The following is a 19,318-nucleotide window of genomic DNA, read 5'->3' as shown; positions in this document are numbered from 1 at the left end:
GAGCCGTGCCTGAGCTCCGTTCCCGCGTCACCACCCACGGCCGCAACGCGGCGGGCGCCAGGGCGCTGTGGCGTGCCACCGGCATGACCGACAGCGACTTCGGCAAGCCGATCGTGGCCATCGCCAACTCGTACACGCAGTTCGTGCCTGGCCACGTCCACCTGCGCGACCTCGGCGACATCGTGGCCGACGCGGTGCGCGCGGCGGGCGGCACCGCACGCGAGTTCCACACGATCGCGGTCGACGACGGCATCGCCATGGGCCACGGCGGGATGCTGTACTCGCTGCCGTCGCGCGAGGTCATCGCCGACGCCGTGGAGTACATGGTCAACGGGCACGCGGCGGACGCGCTCGTCTGCATCTCGAACTGCGACAAGATCACGCCGGGCATGCTGAACGCCGCCATGCGGCTCAACATCCCGACCGTGTTCGTGTCCGGTGGGCCGATGGAGGCGGGCAAGGCGGTCGTCGTCGACGGCGTCGCGCACCCGTCCTCGGACCTGATCACCGCGATCTCGGCGTCGGCGAACGACAAGGTCGACGAGCTCGGCCTCGCCGCGGTGGAGCAGTCGGCGTGCCCGACCTGCGGATCGTGCTCCGGCATGTTCACGGCCAACTCCATGAACTGCCTGACCGAGGCGCTGGGGCTCGCGCTGCCCGGCAACGGCTCGACACTCGCCACGCACGAGGCGCGCCGCGCGCTGTTCGAGCGGGCCGGGACCACCGTGATGGCGCTGGCGAAGCGGTACTACGGCGAGGACGACCACTCCGTGCTGCCGCGCTCGATCGCGACGCGCGCGGCGTTCGAGAACGCGATGGCGCTCGACATGGCGATGGGCGGGTCCACCAACACGGTGCTGCACATCCTCGCCGCCGCCCGCGAGGGTGAGGTCGACTTCACGCTGGCCGACATCGACGCGATCTCGCGGCGCGTGCCGTGCCTGTCGAAGGTGTCGCCGAACTCGGACTACCACATGGAGGACGTGCACCGGGCCGGCGGCATCCCCGCGATCCTCGGTGAGCTGTGGCGCGGCGGGAAGCTGAACGAGGACGTGCACACGATCCACTCGCCGTCGCTGGCGCAGTGGCTGGGTTCGTGGGACATCCGCGGCTCGTCCCCGTCCGAGGAGGCGGTGGAGCTGTTCCACGCCGCGCCGGGCGGGGTGCGCACGACGAAGGCGTTCTCCACGGCGAACCGGTGGACGTCGCTGGACACCGACGCCGCCGGTGGCTGCATCCACGACGTCGAGCACGCCTACACCGCCGAGGGTGGTCTCGCCGTGCTGCGCGGCAACCTGGCCGAGAACGGCGCGATCATCAAGGCGGCCGGGATCGACGAGGAGCTGTTCCACTTCGAGGGCCCCGCGCGGGTCGTCGAGAGCCAGGAGCAGGCCGTGTCGGTGATCCTGGGCAAGCAGATCCAGCCGGGTGAGGTCCTGGTCGTGCGGTACGAAGGCCCCGCGGGCGGGCCGGGCATGCAGGAGATGCTGCACCCGACCGCGTTCCTCAAGGGCGCGGGCCTCGGCAAGAAGTGCGCACTGATCACCGACGGCCGCTTCTCGGGTGGCTCGTCGGGCCTTTCGGTCGGCCACATCTCCCCGGAGGCGGCGGGCGGCGGCACGATCGGCCTGGTGGAGGACGGCGACCGCATCCTGATCGACGTGCACGAGCGGCGCCTCGAACTGCTGGTCGACCCGGCGGTCCTGGCCGACCGCCGCGCGAAGATGGAGTCGAGCGAGCGGCCGTGGCAGCCGGTGGACCGCCAGCGCCCGGTGACGGCGGCGCTGCGCGCCTACGCCCGCCTGGCCACGGACGCGTCGCAGGGAGCGGTCCGCGACGTCAACAAGTGAGCGTCCCGCCGAGAGTGGGGATCGTCGGCGGCAGCATCGCCGGCTGCGCGGCCGCACACGTACTGCGAGAGCTGGACTGTGCCGTCACGGTGTTCGAACGCAACCCGGACGAGCTGCGTGACCGCAACTACGGCATAGGGATCCCCGAGCTGGTGCGGGCCGAGCTGGACGCGGCGGGACTGGTGGATCCTCGGTTGCCCGCGATGCTCTACACCGAGCGGGTGTGGCTCGTCCGCGACGGCGACCGCGGGCGGGAGCTGTGGCGCCAGCCGTTCCGCGCCCGCTACCACAACTGGAGCCTGCTGTGGCGGGCGCTGCGCGCCAGGGTGGACGGTGCCGACTACCGGGTCGGCACCCAGGTGACCGGCGTCGAGTCCGCACCCGGCGAGGCGCGGGTCGTGACGTCGGACGGGCAGCGGCACCCGTTCGACCTGGTGATCGGCGCCGACGGGTACCGCTCGGTGGTGCGTGCCGTGGTGGACCCGGCCGCCCGGCCCGTGTACGCGGGGTACGGCCTGTGGCGCGGGAGCTATCCGATCGACCGCGTGGCCGACCTGGTCGACCGGCTCGGCCCGGTCGACCGGTCGTTCGCCACGATCGTCCTGCCACACGGCCACTGCCTGTTCGTGCTGGTGCCGGACGCGACGGCGGAACACCGGATGACCTGGGGGTTGTACTACCGCATCCCCGGCATGCCCGCCGACCCCGCGCCCGCCGAGCTGGCGGTCCGCCGCGTCGACGACGAGCTGCTCACCTTCCTCGACGCGGTGGTGGACCGGCACTTCCCGGCCGCGTACGCGGAGATCATCCGCCGCACCGAGCGGGACGAGCTCATGGTGCAGCCGGTGTTCGACCTGCTGGCCGGGCGGCTGGTCGCCGGGCGGGTGCTGCTCATGGGTGACGCTGGGGCGGTCACCCGGCCGCACTCCGGCGCGGGCGCGACGAAGGCCCTGCAGGAGGCACTGGCGCTGGGCCGGGCGTGGGCCGGCCACCAGGACGCCGACCTGGACGCCGCGCTCGCCGAGTACGAGCGCGGGCGCGGGCCGGTCGCCCGCTCACTGGTCGAGCTCGGTCGCCGGATCGGCGCCGCCCAGGTCGAGCACACCCCGGACTGGCCGTCGATGACACCGGCGGGCTTCACCACGTGGATGGACGAGCTGAACCAGCACTCCGCCTACAGCAGGCCGACGCCACCCCCTGAGACGGCACCGCACTGAGACGGCACCGCACTGGCAGGTGCCGGACCTAATCGCAAGCTAGTCGGCGCCTGTCCCACGATGCGGATGCAGGTGGACCACCTCGTGGACGCGTGGCACGCTGAGGTCATGTCCGCTGTTACCGAACTCCTCCTCGTGGCCCGGCGCCACGTGGACTTCGTTCGTGTTTCCAGCGCGATGTGCCGGCGGTAACCCGCCGCCGCCGTTTTCTATTCTCGTACGCCGGCGCCCGGGTGCGCCGGCGACCTCCCGAACGTCGTCCGGTGTGCGCGAGCGCCCAGACCTCGGAGGTCGGACGGGTGTCGTCATCTCCCACCACGAAACGCCAGAAGCGCGGTGAGGGGCAGTGGGCGCTCGGTTACCGCGAGCCGCTGAACCCCAACGAGCGCAGCAAGAAGGACGACAACCCGCTCAACGTCCGCGCCCGCATCGAGAACATCTACGCCCACACGGGTTTCGCCGGCATCGATCCTGGCGACCTGCGCGGGCGGTTCCGCTGGTTCGGCCTCTACACCCAGCGCAAGCCCGGCATCGACGGCGGCCGCACGGCCACGCTCGAGCCGGAGGAGCTGGACGACGAGTTCTTCATGCTGCGCGTCCGCATCGACGGTGGTGCGGTCACGACCGAGCAGCTGCGGGTCATCGGCGAGGTGTCCCGCGACTACGCACGCGACACCGCCGACATCACCGACCGGCAGAACATCCAGTACCACTGGATCCGCGTCGAGGACATGCCGACGATCTGGAAGAAGCTGGAGGACGTCGGCCTCACGACGATGGAGGCGTGCGGCGACAGCCCGCGTGTGATCCTCGGCTCGCCCGTCGCGGGCATCGCCGAGGACGAGGTGATCGACGGCACCCCCGCGATCGACGAGATCAAGCGCCGGTACGTCGGTGACAAGGCGTTCGCCAACCTGCCGCGCAAGTTCAAGACCGCGATCTCCGGGCTGCCCGACGTGGCGCACGAGGTGCACGACGTGGCGTTCGTCGGTGTGCACCACCCGGAGCACGGCCCCGGTTTCGACGTGTGGGTCGGCGGCGGCCTGTCCACGAACCCGATGATCGGCCAGCGCCTCGGCGCGTGGATCTCGCTCGACGAGGTGCCGGACGTGTGGGCGGGCGTGATCAGCATCTTCCGCGACTACGGCTACCGCAGGCTGCGCAACCGCGCGCGCCTCAAGTTCCTCGTGAAGGACTGGGGCGCCGCCAGGTTCCGCGAGGTCCTGGAGACCGAGTACCTGAAGCGGCCCCTGTACGACGGGCCCCCGCCCGAGGTGCCGGACCAGCCGCGCGACCACATCGGCGTGCACCGCCAGAAGGACGGCCACTTCTACCTCGGCGCCGCGCCCATCGCGGGCCGCGTGTCGGGCGCCAAGCTCATCGCGGTGGCCGACGCCGCGGAGAAGGCCGGCTCGCACCGCGTGCGGTTCACACCGCTGCAGAAGCTGATCGTGCTCGACGTCGCGAGGTCCGAAGTGGACAGCCTGAAGACCACGCTCGCCGGGCTGGGGCTGCAGACCGACCCGTCGCCGTGGCGGCGCGGCGTGATGGCGTGCACCGGCCTCGAGTTCTGCAAGCTCGCGATCGTCGAGACCAAGGCCCGCGCGGTGGACCTGGTGAGCCAGCTCGAGGACCGGCTCAAGGACATCACCGGCGACGTGACCACGCCGATCAGCGTGCACATCAACGGCTGCCCCAACTCCTGCGCCCGCATCCAGACCGCGGACATCGGGCTGAAGGGCCAGATCGTCACCGACGACGATGGCAACCAGGTCGAGGGCTTCCAGGTGCACCTCGGCGGCGGGCTCGGCCTCGACACCGGTTTCGGGCGGAAGCTGCGTGGCCACAAGGTGACCGCGGACGAGCTGGCTGAGTACGTGGAGCGCGTGGTGCGCAACTACGTGGCCGACCGCAAGCCGGACGAGCGCTTCCCGCAGTGGGTCGCCCGTGCCGAGGAGGCGGACCTCAAGTGACCGCCGGCCGACGTACTTCCTCCCCGCGGAGGCTGCGATGAGTGACAGGGCGACCCCCTTCTACTGCCCCTACTGCGGCGACGAGGACCTTCGCCCGCAGGAGGAACCGCACGCGGCGTGGCTGTGCACCGGCTGCAGGCGCGTGTTCACCGTGAAGTTCGTCGGGCTCAACCTGACTGGATCGACCGCACAGCGGGAAGAGGTGACCAAGTGACCACCACGACCGACTTGCGGAAGGTCGCGGAACGGGCGCAGGAGGAGCTGGCCGACGCCACCGCGGCGGAAGCCCTCGCGTGGACCGCGGCGACGTTCGGCGACAACTTCATCGTCGCCTCCAACATGCAGGACGCGGTGCTGATCGACCTGGCGGTCAAGGCGAAGCCGGATGTCGACGTGCTGTTCCTGGAGACCGGCTACCACTTCGCCGAGACCATCGGCACCCGCGACGCGGTCGAGGTGGTCTACCCGTCGGTGCGGATCGTGAACGCCGAGGCCGAGCAGTCGGTCGCCGACCAGGAGGCCGAGTTCGGGCTGCTGAACAAGACCAATCCGACGCAGTGCTGCTTCCTGCGCAAGGTGGTGCCGCTGCGGAACACCCTCTCCCGCTACGACGCGTGGGTGACCGGGGTGCGCCGCGTCGACGCGCCGACCCGCGCGAACACGCCGATCGTGCAGTGGGACGACCGCAACGGCCTGGTGAAGATCAACCCGATCGCGCCGTGGACCGACGACGAGTTCACCGGCTACATCGCCGAGCACGGCATCCTGGAGAACCCCCTCGTGTCCGAGGGTTACCTGTCCATCGGCTGCGCGCCGTGCACCGCGAAACCGTTGCCGGGGCAGGACGCCCGCAGCGGCCGGTGGGCCGGCCTTGCCAAGACCGAATGCGGGTTGCACGGATGAGCGAGCGTGCGAGCGAAGCGTCGACCGCCACCATCGAACCGGCCCGGCCCACCCTGGATGCGCTGGGGCGCCTCGAGTCCGAGGCCATCCACATCATGCGCGAGGTCGCGGGCGAGTTCGACCGGCCGGTGATCCTGTTCTCCGGCGGCAAGGACTCCACACTGCTGCTGCACCTCGCGGTCAAGGCGTTCTGGCCCGCACCCGTGCCGTTCCCGCTGCTGCACGTGGACACCGGGCACAACTTCGACGAGGTCATCGAGTTCCGCGACCGCGTCGTCGAGCGGTACGGCCTGCGCCTGGTCGTCGCGAAGGTGCAGGACTGGATCGACGACGGCCGCCTCACCGAGCGCCCGGACGGCACCCGCAACCCCTTGCAGACCGTGCCGCTGCTGGACTCCATCACGGAGAACAAGTTCGACGCGGTGTTCGGCGGCGGACGCCGCGACGAGGAGCGGGCACGGGCGAAGGAGCGGATCTTCAGCCTCCGCAACGCGTTCGGCCAGTGGGAGCCGCGCAGGCAGCGCCCCGAGCTGTGGAACCTCTACAACGGGCGGCACCGTCCCGGCGAGCACGTGCGGGTGTTCCCGCTGTCGAACTGGACCGAGCTGGACGTGTGGCGCTACATCCAGCGGGAGGGCATCGAGCTGCCGGAGATCTACTACGCCCACGAGCGCGAGGTCTACCTGCGTGACGGCATGTGGCTCGCCGAGGGCCCGTGGGGCGGCCCGCGGGACGGCGAGACCAAGGTGCGCAAGACGGTCCGGTACCGCACGGTCGGCGACGGCTCCTGCACCGGCGCCGTCGAGTCCGTCGCCACCACCCTCGACGAGGTCATCGCCGAGGTCGGCGCGTCCCGGCTCACCGAGCGCGGCGCGACCCGCGCCGACGACCGCCTCTCCGAGGCGGCCATGGAAGACCGCAAGCGAGAGGGCTACTTCTGATGTCCGATCTCCTCAGGCTTGCGACAGCGGGCAGCGTGGACGACGGCAAGTCCACGCTCGTCGGCCGCCTCCTGTACGACACGAAGTCGGTGCTGGCCGACCAGCTCGACGCCGTGCACCGCGCGAGCGTCGACAAGGGACTGTCCACACCGGACCTCTCACTGCTGGTCGACGGGCTGCGCTCCGAGCGTGAGCAGGGCATCACGATCGACGTGGCGTACCGCTACTTCGCCACCGACAAGCGGACGTTCGTGCTCGCCGACACCCCGGGCCACGTGCAGTACACCCGCAACACGGTCACCGGCGCGTCCACCGCCGAGCTGGCGATCCTGCTGGTGGACGCGCGGAAAGGCGTCATCGAGCAGACCCGCCGCCACGCCGCGGTCCTCGCGCTGCTCGGGGTGCCTCGGCTCGTGCTGGCGGTCAACAAGATCGACCTCGTGGACTACGACGAGGGCACGTTCGAGGTGATCGCCAAGGAGTTCACGGCACACGCGACCTCCTTGGGCTACCCCATGGGCACGGTGCTCGCGATCCCGGTTTCCGCCCTGCGCGGCGACAACGTGGTCGAGCACTCGCCGCACACGCCGTGGTACACGGGTCCGACGCTGCTGGACCACCTGGAGACCGTGCCGGTCGAGCAGGACCCGCACGAGGCGCCGTTCCGCTTCCCCGTGCAGTACGTGATCCGGCCCCGCACCGAGGAACACCCGGACTACCGCGGCTACGCGGGCCAGGTCGCGGCAGGCACGGTCCGGCCGGGTGACGAGGTCGTCGTACTCCCTGGCGGGCTGCGGACCACGGTCGAGCGCATCGACACACCCGACGGCGAACTCACCGAGGCGGAAGCGGACCGGTCCGTGACGCTGCTGCTCGCCGACGACGTCGACATCTCCCGCGGTGACGTGATCGCCGCCGCCGCCGAGGCACCGGAGCTGACCGACGAGCTGTCCGCGACCCTCGCGTGGCTGGCGGACAAACCGTTGCGGCAGAACCAGAAAGTTCTTGTCAAGTCCGGCGCCAAGACCGTCCAGGCAGTGGTCACCGAGTTGCGCACCCGCTTCGACGAGCAGAAGCTCGCCACCCACGAGTACCCGGAGACGTTGACCCTCAACGAGATCGGTCAGGTGGTGCTGCGCACGGCGGAGCCGCTCCCGGTCGACGGCTACTCGAGCCGGGGCCGGACCGGCGCCTTCCTGGTGATCGACCCGGCCGACGGCACGACACTGGCCGCGGGGTTGGTCGGGGCCCCGCTCCCCTTACTCGACAGGAACTAGAAAGGCCCGAACCTGTGCGTACCAGGACTCGGCTCCTCACCGCCACGATCGCAGCACTGTCGTTGCTGGCCACCGCGTGCTCGCGCGCGGACGAAGGCGACGACAGCACCGGCGCGGCCGCACAGGACAAGGGCCCGGCGGCCGAGCTGCGTCTGGGCTACTTCCCGAACGTCACCCACGCACCCGCGCTGATCGGCCTGGAGAAGGGCCTGTTCGAGGAGGAGCTGGGCGACACCGAGCTGACCCGCCAGGAGTTCAACGCGGGTCCGACCGAGGTGTCGGCGCTGCTCGGCGGCTCGCTCGACATCGGGTTCATCGGCTCCGGCCCGGCGATCAACGCCTACGCGAAGTCCAAGGGCGAGGTCGTGCGGCTGATCTCCGGCGTCACCTCCGGCGGCGCGCAGCTGGTGGTGAAGCCGGACATCAGGACGCCCGCGGACCTGGCCGGCAAGACCGTGGTGACCCCGCAGCTCGGCAACACGCAGGACGTCGCGCTGAAGAAGTGGCTGGCGGACAACGACCTCACCGGCAAGGTGGAGGTCACGAACATGGAGAACGCGCAGACGCTCGACGCCTTCCGGGGCGGGAACGTGCAGGCGGCGTGGCTGCCGGAGCCGTGGTCGTCGCGGCTGGTGCTGGAGGCGGGCGCGACCGTGCTGCTCGACGAGGAGGAGCTGTGGCCGGACGGCCGGTTCCCGACCACCGTCGTGATCGTACGGACCCAGTTCCTGAACGAGCACCCGGAGACCGTGCGCGCGTTCCTGCGCGGCCTGGTCGCGTCGATCGACTACGCCAACGAGAACACCGCCGACGCACAGGCCGCCGTCAACACGCAGCTGGAAGCGCTGACCGGCAAGGCGCTCAAGCCCGAGGTGATCGAGCGGGCCTGGTCCAACATCTCGCTCACGTTCGACCCGATCGCCGGTGAGTTCAAGCAGCTCGCGCAGGACCAGGTGACCGCGGGCATCGCGGAGACCGCGCCCGAGGTGGCCGGTTTCGCGGACCTGACCGAACTGAACGCCGTGCTCGAGGAAGCCGGGAAGCCCGCGGTCGACGCGGGTGGCCTGGACAAGAAATAGGGGAGGCGCACCATCATGACCGCGACGCTCGAGATGGGTGTTCAGACCGGCCACGCCGTGCGACTTTCCGGCGTGGGCAAGACGTTCGGCGAGGGCAGGCGCGCCGTCACCGCGCTCGACGGGGTGGACCTCGAGGTCGCGCCTGGCGAGTTCGTGTGCCTGCTCGGCGCGTCCGGGTGCGGCAAGACGACCGTGCTGAACCTGGTCGCCGGGCTGGACGCGCCGTCGGCGGGCGAGATCGAACTGAACACGTCGCGGCCCGCGGTCATGTTCCAGGAGGCCGCGCTGATGCCGTGGCTGACGGCGTCCCGCAACGTGGAGCTGCCGCTGCGCCTGGCCGGTGTGAAGCGTGCCGACCGGCGGGCCCGCGCCAGTGAGCTGCTCGAACTGGTGCGGCTCGCCGGGGTCGGCGACAAGCGGCCGCACGAGCTGTCCGGCGGCATGCGCCAGCGCGTGGCACTCGCGCGTGCGCTGGCGTCCGCTGTGGACGGTGACGGGAACTCGCTGCTGCTCATGGACGAGCCGTTCTCCGCGCTCGACGCGATCACCCGTGACGTGCTGCAGTCGGAGCTGCTGCGGATCTGGCGCGCCACCGAGACCGCGGTCCTGTTCGTGACACACGACGTGCGCGAGGCCGTGCGGCTCGGTCAGCGCGTGGTGCTGCTGTCGTCGCGGCCCGGCCGGGTCGTGCAGGAGTGGCACGTCGACGACATCGACCCGGCCGCGCAGGCAGGTGTGGTGGACGCGATCAACACACGCCTGCACGAGGTGATCAGCAGCCATGCCTGACGGTCCCGGCCAGAGCAACACCGGAACCGTCGAGGACGACACCGCGTCCGTCGGGGCGGGCCTCGACGCGCTCGACACCCCCACGGCCGCGGACACCCGCGGGTGTGGGCGCAAGATCCTCGGCCAGGTCCTGCCGCCGGTCGTCGCGCTGGTCGTGATCGTCGCGATCTGGCAGGCACTGTGGGCGGCCGCGTTCTGGCCCGAGTACCAGCTGCCCGCGCCTGCGGACGTGTGGACCCAGATCTGGGACCGCGTCACGAGCGGCGAGATCGTCGGCTTCCTGTGGATCTCGGTGCACCGAGCGGTGATCGGCTTCCTGGTCGCGGTGGTGGTGGCGATCCCGCTCGGCCTGGTGATCGCGAACTTCTCGGTGGTGCGGCGCGGGATCGGGCCGATCGTGTCCGGTCTGCAGAGCCTGCCGTCGGTGGCGTGGGTGCCCGCGGCGGTGCTGTGGTTCGGCCTGACCGACGCGTCGATCTACTTCGTGGTGCTGCTGGGCGCGGTCCCGTCGATCGCGAACGGGCTCGTGTCCGGCATGGACCAGATCCCGCCGATCCTCCCCCGCGTCGGCAAGGTGCTCGGCGCGGGCAGGCTGGCGTCCGCACGGCACATCCTGCTGCCCGCCGCGCTGCCGGGCTTCCTCGGCGGCCTGAAGCAGGGCTGGGCGTTCTCGTGGCGGTCGCTGATGGCCGCCGAGCTGATCGCGACCTCGCCGCAGCTCGGGGTCGGCCTCGGGCAGTTCCTGCACAACGGGATGTCGCTGTCGGACATGTCGATGGTGATGGCCGCGATCATCCTCATCCTCTTCGTGGGCATCGGGATCGAGCTGCTGGTGTTCCGGCCGCTGGAGCGGGCCGTGCTGCGTGCCCGCGGACTGAACGGGTCGCTGTGACCGCGCCGCCACTCGTCGCCGTCGCACACGGCAGCCGCGACCCGCGTTCCGCCGCGTCCATCGCCGCGCTGCTGGACGTGGTGCGTGCCTCCGATCCGGGTCTCGACGTCCGTGCCGCGTTCCTGGACCTGTCCGCGCCGCGGCTGCCGGACGTGTTGTCAGCGCTCGCGGCCGATGGGCACCGGGAAGCGGTGATCGTGCCACTGTTGCTGGGTTCGGCGTTCCACGCGCGGGTCGACCTGCCCGCACTGGTCGCGGAGGCGCACGCCCGGTTCCCCCGGCTGTCCGTGTCGGTGTCGGACGTGCTCGGCCCGGACGACCGGCTGTCGGCGGTGGCGCTGCGGCGTCTCGTCGCGGCAGGCGCCCGGCTCGACGACCCGTCGCTCGGGATCGTGCTCGCCGGTGCCGGGTCGTCGCACGCACCCGCGAACGAGGCGGTGGCCGCCGTGGCCGCGTCGTGGGCGCGCCGGTTCCCGGTCGCGGGCGTGCGGGCGGCGTTCGCGTCGACCGCCGACCCGGACGTGCCCGGCGCGATCGCGGCGTTGCGGGCGGCGGGAGCGCGGCGGATCGCGGTCGCGTCGTGGTTCCTCGCGCCGGGCCGGTTGCCGGACCGGGTCGCGTCGCTCGCGGGCGACGCGGTGGTGGCGGACCCGATGGGTGACGCACCGAAGCTCGCGTCGCTGATCGTGGACCGCTATCTGGCGACCGCCGCTGTCGCAGCCGCCTGACCTGGGGTTACTCCTCTCAGTCGCGCCGGTTCGCCCATTGGGTGGCGCGTGTTTCGCAGTCGTGCGAGCACTATCGGTAACCGGGAAGGCTTGACGTGATCGCTACTCAGCAGTAGACAAGGAAGGGCCTGGGCATCACCGGTACCGGAAACCTATACCCTGCAACGTTTCCAAGGTGAGGACAATGAGGTTCACCCTGCTCAAAACCGGTGCGGCGGTCGTTGTCGCCGTCACCGCCTCCGTGGTGCTCGCACCAACCGCGTCCGCGGCGACGGACATCGTCTACGACTGCCAGGCCGACACCCCGCTCGGCACCGAGAACCTGGCACTGAACCAAACCGTCGACGCCACGGCGCCGGCGACGGTCGCTCCCGGTGGCGCCCTGGACATCGTGGTCGACCCGGCCCCGAACCAGGTCCCGTCCGAAGCGGCCGGTTACACGGTCAAGAACGTCAACACGTTCACCCTGAAAGTCCCCGTCCCGGCGAACGCCACGCTCACCGGCGTGGACCTGACCGGCGGCTCCGGCCTGGGCAGCGACCCGACCTGGACCGAGTCGGGCGGTGTCGTCACGGTGTCCTTCGCGGGCCCGATAGCAGGCGGCGCCACCTTCGAACTGCCGACGATCACGGCGCACCTGACGGCGGGGGCTTCAGGTGCCATCGATGCCAGCCTGTACGGCACCAGTTACGACGACCCGGGCCTGACGTTCACCGCGGTCGTCGGCACGTTCATCGGTGACATCTCCGCCCCGACGTCGTGCTTCCCCAATCCGAACCCGGTGCTCACCTCCACCACCATCGCCTGACCGGGCGCGGATGACGACGGTCCCCCTGCAACGGTGCAGGGGGACCGTCCCCATTACGTAGAATTCCCGGGTGAAGTGGCTCAGATGGGCGATCGCGGTGGCCGTCGCACTGCCGGTCGGCGCGGACGCGATCCCGTACACGGCAGCGACCGCCCCGATGATGGCCAGGGCCGAGGAGTGGTTCCAGGCGCAGCCACTGTACGACCAGGACACGTGCTACCGCGCCGAGACGGGCTACGCGCGAACCGACTGGAACGGCGTACTGGGCGGCTGCCACGAGCCGTACTACCGCACCGACTGCTCCGGTTTCGTGTCGATGGTGTGGGGCCTGCCGGTCAGCTACGCCACGCCCCGCCACGGCCTCGACCACGACCTGACAGACGTGTCCCGGATGATCGCCAAGGACGAGCTCCGCACCGGCGACGCGTTGCTCGCGTGGGGCAAGCACGTCCGCCTGTTCGACCACTGGACCAACGCGTCCCGCACCACGTACGTCGCCTACGACTTCGGCGCGACCCCGGTCAAGCACCAGGAGTACACGTGGCACGCCCAGGGCGAGTACGCCTACGTCCCGATCAGGTACACACCGGACCGTTAGGCCACGTTGTCCTTTATTTGTCAACAATTTTCGGACATTGGTCGCCTATGCTCGGACCGCATCAACGTTCGGGTCGAAGGGGCGGCGGCACGAGGTGTCCGACTACGCATTTGATGTGTTCATCAGTTATCGCCGCGAGGGCAACCCCTACAAATGGGTGAAGCACCACTTCTTCCCCCGCCTGCGGGACTGCCTCGCCGATCACCTCGCCGACGAGCCGAGGATGTTCATCGACGAGGGCATGGAGGTCGGCAGCGTCTGGCCCGACCACCTCGAGGATGCGTTGCGCCGCACGAGGATCCTCGTTCCGGTGTGCTCACCGCAGTACTTCCGTTCGCGCTGGTGCCTCGCCGAGTGGCACAGCATGGCCGAACGCGAGCGGGTGGTCGGGCAGCAGGGTTTGATCTACCCGGTGTTGTTCTCCGACTCCGACAACTTCCCGAGTTTCGCGCGGGAACGGTCGTGGCGGGACCTCAAGAAGTGGAACAAACCGGATCTTGTATTTCAGCAGACCGTGCGCTGGATCGATTTCGTCGAGGAGATCGAGAAAGTCGCGATAGATCTTTCGCAACGGCTCGGCAGGGTGCCGCCGTGGAAGCCGGACTGGCCGATCCAGCGGCCGGACCCGCCGATGCCGGGCATGACGCCGCTGCCGAGGTTCTGACATGGCGGGCACGGTCGTCACCTTCTACTCCTTCAAGGGCGGCGTCGGGCGCAGCTTCGCGCTGAGCAACATCGCGGTTCTGCTGGCCCGCTGGGGCTACCGCGTCCTCACCGTCGACTGGGACCTCGAGGCGCCGGGACTGGCCGCCTACTTCCGGCCGCTGCTGCCGTCGCCGCCCACCACCGGGATCGTCGACCTCGTCGACGACTTCGCGACCGGCGCGCGGAAGCCGTCGGCCGCCTACATCACGGAGCTGGTGCTCGACGAGCCGGGCGTGGTGCACCTGCTCGCGGCGGGCGGCGAACAGGACGAGGACTACGCGCGACGCGTGCAGAGCATCGACTGGGCCGCCCTGTACAGCCAGGGGTTCGCCGACGCGCTGGAGCTGTGCCGCGCGGACTGGACCGAGGAGTACGACTTCGTGCTCATCGACAGCCGCACGGGTTTCGCCGACATCGCGAGCATCTGCACCGCCCACCTCCCCGACCACCTGGTGGTGCTGTTCACCGCGAACGACCAGAGCGTGGGCGGCGCGGTGAACGTGGTGCGCCGCGCGGACAAGGCCCGCGACCGGATGCCGTACGACCGCCCGCAGCTGACCGCGCTGCCGGTGCTGTCCAGGTTCGACGACCGCGTCGAGTACGAGCGGGCGGACTCCTGGTACAAGAAGTGCACCGAGCTGACCACGCCGTTGTTCCACAACTGGCTGGTGCGGAACGTGCAGCCGTCGCTGATACTGCGCCACCTGACCCTGCCGTACGTGTCGTACTGGAGCTTCGGCGAGCAGCTCCCGGTGCTCGCCGAGCGGGTGCCGTCGGCGAGCCAGATCGCGTACGCGCTGGAGACGATCGCCGCGGTGGTGGCGCACCGGCTGGACCGCAGCGACCTGCTGGCGGACAACCGGGACGCGTTCGTGGCGGCCGCGCAGGGCCAGACCCGCGACTACGCCGTCGACGTCCTGGTGAGCACACCGCGTTCGACCCACGACCAGGCGACGGCACTCGTGCGCGAACTGCGCGTGCTGGGCGTGAAGGCGGAGAGTTCGCTGTCCGGCGACGTCGACTTCCTGGCCAGCACCCAGGACACCGCCCGCCACCTGTGCCTCGTCATCGACCGCCAGGTGAGCCGATGGCAGACCGCGGAGGCCGAGTGGTTCCTGCGCAGAACCCTCGCCGGTGAGGCCGACCGCCGCCTGTTCCCCGTGCTGACGAAGGGGACGAACCCGGTGCGGCTGCCCGGTTTCCTGCGCAACCTGCGGCACCTGGAACTGGTCCGGGGCCACAGCACCGGCCAGGTGGCGGCGCGGCTCCACGCGGAGCTGGCGGGCGGTGACTCGGTATCACCGGCCGACCCGAACCAGGTGTACGCCGACGCCGCCGCAGCGCTCGAACAGGCGAGGACGACGCTGCTGCCCTACACCGGCTGGCGCTCGGTCGAACGCATCCTGCGCGCCATGGAGAACGCCGCCCGCGACGGCGACGCCGAACGCATGCGTGAGCTGGTGACCGAACTGGAGATCACCATCGACCGCGCGCCGGCCGCGCAGGACAACGGCCACGTCGCGATCCCCGGCAACGTCTCGGACCTGTCCACTGTCGTGCTCAGCAGACTCGGTTGGCGAACAAGGAAATGAGTACTCGATGAACGATCGGCTCACCAGTCAGGGCGTCTCGGCGCTGTTCACCCTCATGGCGGTGGCGCGGGAGATCGACAACACCGAGCTGGAGGAGGTCACCGGCATCCGCATCACCGGTGACGTCCGCAGGCGGCTCAACGAGCTCGGCCTCGTCCACAGCACCCGCACGGGCAACAAGCCGTACGTCCACGACCTCACCGACGATGGCTGGGTCCGCTGCCGCTACGAGCTGAAGGCACAACGGCCGACCCGTCCCGGCTACTACGGCTACGCGTTCTTCGCGGTGCTCAACGGTATCGACCGGTACCTCGACCGGGAGCGCCGCGAGCTGGCGGACGTGTTCCAGCCCGACGTCGACGGCGGCGCCGACCTCGAGACCCAGATCCGGCACGCCTACCGCAAAATCGCGTCGAAGCCGGGCGACTGGGTGCACCTCGCCAAACTGCGCCCGCTGCTGAACGGCGCGTCGAAGGAGGATGTCGACGGAGTCCTGAAAACGCTGGGCCGCAAGCAGGAGGTGACGCTCGCCCCCAACCCCGACCGCAAGGCCGTGCAGGCCGACGACCGGGCCGCGGCGGTGTTGATCGGTGGTGACGAGAACCACCTGATCTCGATCGAGGAATCATGATGCAGGACGCGAGAGAAGCGCTCGCCGCGCTCCGGTTCAACTGGGCGGAGACCCCTGACGACGTCTGGACCACCTCCCCCTACCACGTCGACGGCCTCCACCAGGACGCCGAACGAGCTGTCCGCGCCGGCATCAAGGCCGCCGTGGACAGCAACGGACCGAGCCCGATCGGGATCGTGCTGCAGGGCCAGAAAGGCGTCGGCAAGACCCACTTGCTCGGCTGGGTCCGCCGCGAAGTGCAGAGCCAGGACGGCTACTTCTTCCTGGTGGCGCTCAGCACCGGCGACGTCTTCTGGTCCGACGTCGTGCAGCACGTCCTGGCCGGGCTGCTGAAGACCGACGACGACGGGGAACGCCAGCTGACGCGGTTCCTGCGCAGGCTCTGCATGCGAACCGGCACACCGGACTCGGTCACGAAGGCGATCGTCGGCGACGCGAGCGTTTCCGTCGACGACCTCGACGCGTTCATCGCCGACCTGTTCCGCCTCGACCGCGGGGTGGGCAAGAAGTGCGCGGACACCGCGCGGGCGCTGGTGCTGTTCGCGTCGTCGGACCTGAAGAAGTCCGACATCGGCGAGGACTTCTTCGACGGGTTCGACGAGCCGGAGCGGGAGGCGCGGGACAAGTGGGGCATCCGCCCGACTCAGAAGCCCCTGCACGAGATCGCACAGGAGATCTTCCAGCTGCTGGCACTCACCGGCGCGAGCGTCATCGCCGTCGACCAGCTCGACACGCTCGTGGCCCGGTCGACCGCGACGCCGCTCCAGACCGAGGACGACCCGAAGCTCGCGAGCGAGCTGTCGATGATCGCGGACGGGCTGATGCAGCTGCGCGAACGCACCCGCCGCACGCTCTCGCTCGTGGCCTGCCTGCCGAACTCCTGGCACCTGCTGAGCGACAAGGCCGTCGACTCGGTGCCGGACCGGTTCCGCCCCAGCAAGCCGCTCGACCGGATCATCGACCCGGAACACGGCCGCGAGTTCGTGCGGAAGTGGCTGGGTGTGCCGTACGCCAACATCGGGTTCACGCCCCCGCACCCGACGTGGCCGGTCTCCCCGGACGCGTTCGGGGCCGCGTGGGACACCTACCGGGCGCGGGAGCTGCTCAAGCGGATCGACGCACACGTGGAGGCGTGCCTGCGCGGTGAGATCCACGAGCTGACGTCGTTCGACGCGCAGGTCCCGGTCGTGGAGGTCGAGCAGCCGCGCGGCCCGGAGCCCGCGTACTTCGGCGAGCTGGACGAGCAGTTCGCCGAGCTGCGCGCCGGGGTCGACGTCTCGCGGCCGCTCGACGAGCGCAGCGAGGACCGGCTCATGCCCGCGTACCTGTCTGCGGCGCTGCGGTCGTGGATCACCGAGGTCGGCAACGACGACATGGTGTGGAAGGCCGAGCCGCCACCGGAGGGGAAGCCGGTGGTGCACGCGGCGATCCGCCGCACCCTCGACGAGGAGTACGACATCGAGGAGCACTGGACCTTCCGCGCCATCGCCGCGAAACACCACCTGTCGGCGCTGCACCGGATCCGCAACGCCCGGTCGGCGGCGGGTGTGCGGGGCAGCGCGAACAACCGGCACCTGGTCCTGATCCGCAACAGCCCGTGGTCGAAGGGCCTGAAGACGACACAGGAACTGGCCGAGTTCCACGCGAAGGGCGGCAAGGACGTCGACATCAGCCCCGAAGACCTCCGCACCTTCGGCGCGCTGACCGAGATGCTCACCAACCGGAGCTATGACCTGCGCGAGTGGCTGGTGGCCCGCAAACCGGCGAGCAACTCGGCCCTGCTGTCCGAACTCCTCCCGACGACACCACCACCGCGCAGCTCACCGTGGCCCGCCGCCGACCCCGACACCCGCGGCACGGACACCAGCGGACCACCCACCGACGGCCACCACGCCGCATCGCCGCCCGGCGCCGCACGCCAGGCACTCGCGACACCCGCCCCACCCCATACCGGCACCCAGCCGATCGCCACACCCGCACACCAGGCGCCCTCCCCCACCGCGATCACGCTCGGCGTGGACCAGCCCGTCGCGATCGAGCTCGAGTCGTTGCGCAAACACGCCGTCGTGTTCGCCGGGTCGGGGTCCGGCAAGACCGTGCTGATCCGGCGCATCGTCGAGGAGTGCGCGCGGCGCGGAGTCTCCGCGATCGTGCTCGATCCCAACAACGACCTCGCCCGGCTCGGGGACGCGTGGCCGTCGCCGCCCACCGACTGGGCACCCGGCGACGCCGAGGCGGCGGGCGACTACCTCGACAACACCGACGTCGTCGTCTGGACACCCGGCCGGGCGAGCGGACGGCCGCTCAGCTTCCACCCGCTGCCCGACTTCGCGGGCGTGCTGGACGACGAGGACGAGTTCACCGCCGCCGTGGAGGTGGCCGTCGCCGCGCTGGCGTCACACGCGAAGGTCACCGGTGCCGCCAACAAGGCCGTCCGAGGCAAGGCGGTGCTCCGCGAGGCGCTCACCCACTACGCGCGCAAGGGCTCCCGCGGCATGCTCGGCTTCATCGACCTGCTCACCGATCTCCCGGACGGGGTGAGCCGCCTGGGCAGCGGGCACGCGATCGCCGCCGACCTCGCCGAGAACCTCAAGGCGGCGATGGTCAACGACCCGCTCTTCGCGGGCGCGGGCGAACCGGCGGACCCGGCCGTGCTGTTCACGCCCGCTCCCGGCAAACGCGCCCGCGTGTCGGTGATCAGCTTCATCGGGCTGCCCGCCGACGAGCAGAAGCAGGCGTTCGTCAACCAGCTGCAGATGGAGATCTTCGCGTGGATCAAGCGGAACCCGGCGGGTGACCGCCCGCTCGGCGGGCTGCTCGTGATGGACGAGGCGCAGACGCTGGCCCCGTCGAGCGGGGTCACCGCCAGCACGCACAGCACCATCGTCCTCGCCTCGCAGGCCCGCAAGTACGGGCTCGGGCTCCTGTTCGCCACCCAGGCGCCGAAGGGCCTGCACAACCAGATCACCGGCAACGCGACCACCCAGTTCTTCGGCCGCCTGAACAGCCCGGCGCAGATCGCCGCGGCGAAGGAGGTGGCGGGCCCCAAGGGCAGCACGCTCAGCGACATCTCCGGGCTGGGCCGGGGCCAGTTCTACGTCACCGGTGACACGTTCGCGTTCCGGCGCATGCAGTCGCCGCTGTGTCTCACCCATCACCCGGCCAGTCCGTTGCGGATCGAGGAGGTGCTTGACCGCGCCAGCCCGCCTCCCCGGACTTGAAAGTGCTGGTCCCGACCCAGCGACACCGGCGGACCGCAGGCGGTTGGTGGCTGACTGCCGTCACGTTCCCCTGAGGTAACTGCTGATCAGGCCAAGACCTGCCCACACAGATCC

18 protein-coding genes are annotated in these 19,318 nt (G+C 70.4%); all 18 read left to right on the top strand.

The features are described from left to right. Window positions 1–5: 5 nt before the first annotated feature. The 18 genes from ilvD (at window position 6) to FHR82_RS04395 (ending at window position 19,204) form a co-directional block, all read left to right on the top strand. Window positions 6–1,850 (top strand): dihydroxy-acid dehydratase, encoded by a 1,845-nt coding sequence (ilvD, locus tag FHR82_RS04475; protein ID WP_184808909.1) that lies wholly within the window; start codon window positions 6–8, stop codon window positions 1,848–1,850. Continuing rightward, complete coding sequence (locus FHR82_RS47240; protein ID WP_184808908.1) at window positions 1,847–3,067, top strand: FAD-dependent monooxygenase; 1,221 nt, start codon at window positions 1,847–1,849, stop codon at window positions 3,065–3,067. Before ilvD ends, FHR82_RS47240 begins: the two co-directional genes overlap by 4 nt. 60 nt (window positions 3,068–3,127) lie before the next feature. Next, a complete protein-coding gene (locus FHR82_RS47920; protein WP_376706384.1) occupies window positions 3,128–3,259 on the top strand; it encodes a putative leader peptide in 132 nt (43 codons plus the stop codon). A gap of 107 nt (window positions 3,260–3,366) precedes the next feature. After that, the gene (locus FHR82_RS04465; protein WP_184808907.1) at window positions 3,367–5,040 is read left to right on the top strand and encodes a nitrite/sulfite reductase; all 1,674 of its coding nucleotides are present in this window, start codon (window positions 3,367–3,369) and stop codon (window positions 5,038–5,040) included. A gap of 37 nt (window positions 5,041–5,077) precedes the next feature. Continuing rightward, window positions 5,078–5,254 (top strand): Insertion element protein, encoded by a 177-nt coding sequence (locus tag FHR82_RS04460; RefSeq protein ID WP_184808906.1) that lies wholly within the window; start codon window positions 5,078–5,080, stop codon window positions 5,252–5,254. Further along, on the top strand, window positions 5,251–5,943 hold the full coding sequence (locus FHR82_RS04455; protein WP_184808905.1) for a phosphoadenylyl-sulfate reductase: 693 nt from the start codon (window positions 5,251–5,253) through the stop codon (window positions 5,941–5,943). The genes FHR82_RS04460 and FHR82_RS04455 overlap by 4 nt, the downstream gene beginning before the upstream one ends. Beyond that, window positions 5,940–6,884 (top strand): sulfate adenylyltransferase subunit CysD, encoded by a 945-nt coding sequence (gene cysD, locus FHR82_RS04450; protein WP_225943951.1) that lies wholly within the window; start codon window positions 5,940–5,942, stop codon window positions 6,882–6,884. The genes FHR82_RS04455 and cysD overlap by 4 nt, the downstream gene beginning before the upstream one ends. Next, entirely contained in the window at window positions 6,884–8,161 is a 1,278-nt protein-coding gene (locus FHR82_RS04445) for a sulfate adenylyltransferase subunit 1 (protein WP_184808904.1), read from the top strand. Before cysD ends, FHR82_RS04445 begins: the two co-directional genes overlap by 1 nt. A gap of 14 nt (window positions 8,162–8,175) precedes the next feature. Then, on the top strand, window positions 8,176–9,240 hold the full coding sequence (locus tag FHR82_RS04440; protein WP_311770866.1) for an ABC transporter substrate-binding protein: 1,065 nt from the start codon (window positions 8,176–8,178) through the stop codon (window positions 9,238–9,240). A 15-nt stretch (window positions 9,241–9,255) separates the two neighbouring features. Continuing rightward, window positions 9,256–10,029, top strand: coding sequence for an ABC transporter ATP-binding protein (locus FHR82_RS04435; RefSeq protein ID WP_184808903.1), 774 nt, complete (start codon window positions 9,256–9,258; stop codon window positions 10,027–10,029). Continuing rightward, window positions 10,022–10,921, top strand: a complete 900-nt coding sequence (locus FHR82_RS04430) for an ABC transporter permease (RefSeq protein WP_184808902.1) — start codon at window positions 10,022–10,024, stop codon at window positions 10,919–10,921. The genes FHR82_RS04435 and FHR82_RS04430 overlap by 8 nt, the downstream gene beginning before the upstream one ends. Beyond that, window positions 10,918–11,649, top strand: coding sequence for a sirohydrochlorin chelatase (locus tag FHR82_RS04425; protein WP_184808901.1), 732 nt, complete (start codon window positions 10,918–10,920; stop codon window positions 11,647–11,649). Before FHR82_RS04430 ends, FHR82_RS04425 begins: the two co-directional genes overlap by 4 nt. A 184-nt stretch (window positions 11,650–11,833) precedes the next feature. Then, a complete protein-coding gene (locus FHR82_RS04420; protein WP_221463282.1) occupies window positions 11,834–12,457 on the top strand; it encodes a cyclase in 624 nt (207 codons plus the stop codon). A 70-nt stretch (window positions 12,458–12,527) separates the two neighbouring features. Further along, window positions 12,528–13,055, top strand: coding sequence for a hypothetical protein (locus tag FHR82_RS04415; protein ID WP_184808899.1), 528 nt, complete (start codon window positions 12,528–12,530; stop codon window positions 13,053–13,055). Window positions 13,056–13,170: 115 nt separating this feature from the next. Further along, window positions 13,171–13,719, top strand: a complete 549-nt coding sequence (locus FHR82_RS04410; RefSeq protein ID WP_221463281.1) for a TIR domain-containing protein — start codon at window positions 13,171–13,173, stop codon at window positions 13,717–13,719. 1 nt (window position 13,720) lies between these two features. Continuing rightward, on the top strand, window positions 13,721–15,352 hold the full coding sequence (locus FHR82_RS04405) for a CATRA system-associated protein (protein WP_184808897.1): 1,632 nt from the start codon (window positions 13,721–13,723) through the stop codon (window positions 15,350–15,352). Window positions 15,353–15,359: 7 nt separating this feature from the next. Continuing rightward, window positions 15,360–15,983: a hypothetical protein gene (locus FHR82_RS04400; RefSeq protein ID WP_184808896.1), complete on the top strand. Its 624-nt coding sequence runs from the start codon at window positions 15,360–15,362 to the stop codon at window positions 15,981–15,983. Beyond that, window positions 15,980–19,204 carry an ATP-binding protein gene (locus FHR82_RS04395; RefSeq protein WP_184808895.1) on the top strand — a complete coding sequence of 1,075 codons (3,225 nt, stop codon included), beginning with the start codon at window positions 15,980–15,982 and terminating at the stop codon, window positions 19,202–19,204. Before FHR82_RS04400 ends, FHR82_RS04395 begins: the two co-directional genes overlap by 4 nt. Window positions 19,205–19,318 lie beyond the last annotated feature (114 nt).

This window comes from Actinophytocola algeriensis (assembly GCF_014203735.1).
Taxonomy (GTDB): Bacteria; Actinomycetota; Actinomycetes; order Mycobacteriales; family Pseudonocardiaceae; genus Actinophytocola; species Actinophytocola algeriensis.
The sequence above is the reverse complement of the archived record's forward strand: the minus strand, read 5'-3'. Positions and strand labels throughout refer to the sequence as shown.

What these genes read in the sequence shown, in the direction of transcription:
- FHR82_RS04395 (WP_184808895.1), top strand. Translation starts at nt 15,980, where the DNA reads ATGATGCAGGACGCGAGAGAAGCGCTCGCCGCGCTCCGGTTCAACTGG.
- cysD (WP_225943951.1), top strand. Translation starts at nt 5,940, where the DNA reads ATGAGCGAGCGTGCGAGCGAAGCGTCGACCGCCACCATCGAACCGGCC.
- FHR82_RS04460 (WP_184808906.1), top strand. Translation starts at nt 5,078, where the DNA reads ATGAGTGACAGGGCGACCCCCTTCTACTGCCCCTACTGCGGCGACGAG.
- FHR82_RS04400 (WP_184808896.1), top strand. Translation starts at nt 15,360, where the DNA reads ATGAACGATCGGCTCACCAGTCAGGGCGTCTCGGCGCTGTTCACCCTC.
- FHR82_RS04420 (WP_221463282.1), top strand. Translation starts at nt 11,834, where the DNA reads ATGAGGTTCACCCTGCTCAAAACCGGTGCGGCGGTCGTTGTCGCCGTC.
- FHR82_RS04445 (WP_184808904.1), top strand. Translation starts at nt 6,884, where the DNA reads ATGTCCGATCTCCTCAGGCTTGCGACAGCGGGCAGCGTGGACGACGGC.
- FHR82_RS47920 (WP_376706384.1), top strand. Translation starts at nt 3,128, where the DNA reads ATGCGGATGCAGGTGGACCACCTCGTGGACGCGTGGCACGCTGAGGTC.
- FHR82_RS04405 (WP_184808897.1), top strand. Translation starts at nt 13,721, where the DNA reads ATGGCGGGCACGGTCGTCACCTTCTACTCCTTCAAGGGCGGCGTCGGG.
- FHR82_RS04435 (WP_184808903.1), top strand. Translation starts at nt 9,256, where the DNA reads ATGACCGCGACGCTCGAGATGGGTGTTCAGACCGGCCACGCCGTGCGA.
- FHR82_RS04430 (WP_184808902.1), top strand. Translation starts at nt 10,022, where the DNA reads ATGCCTGACGGTCCCGGCCAGAGCAACACCGGAACCGTCGAGGACGAC.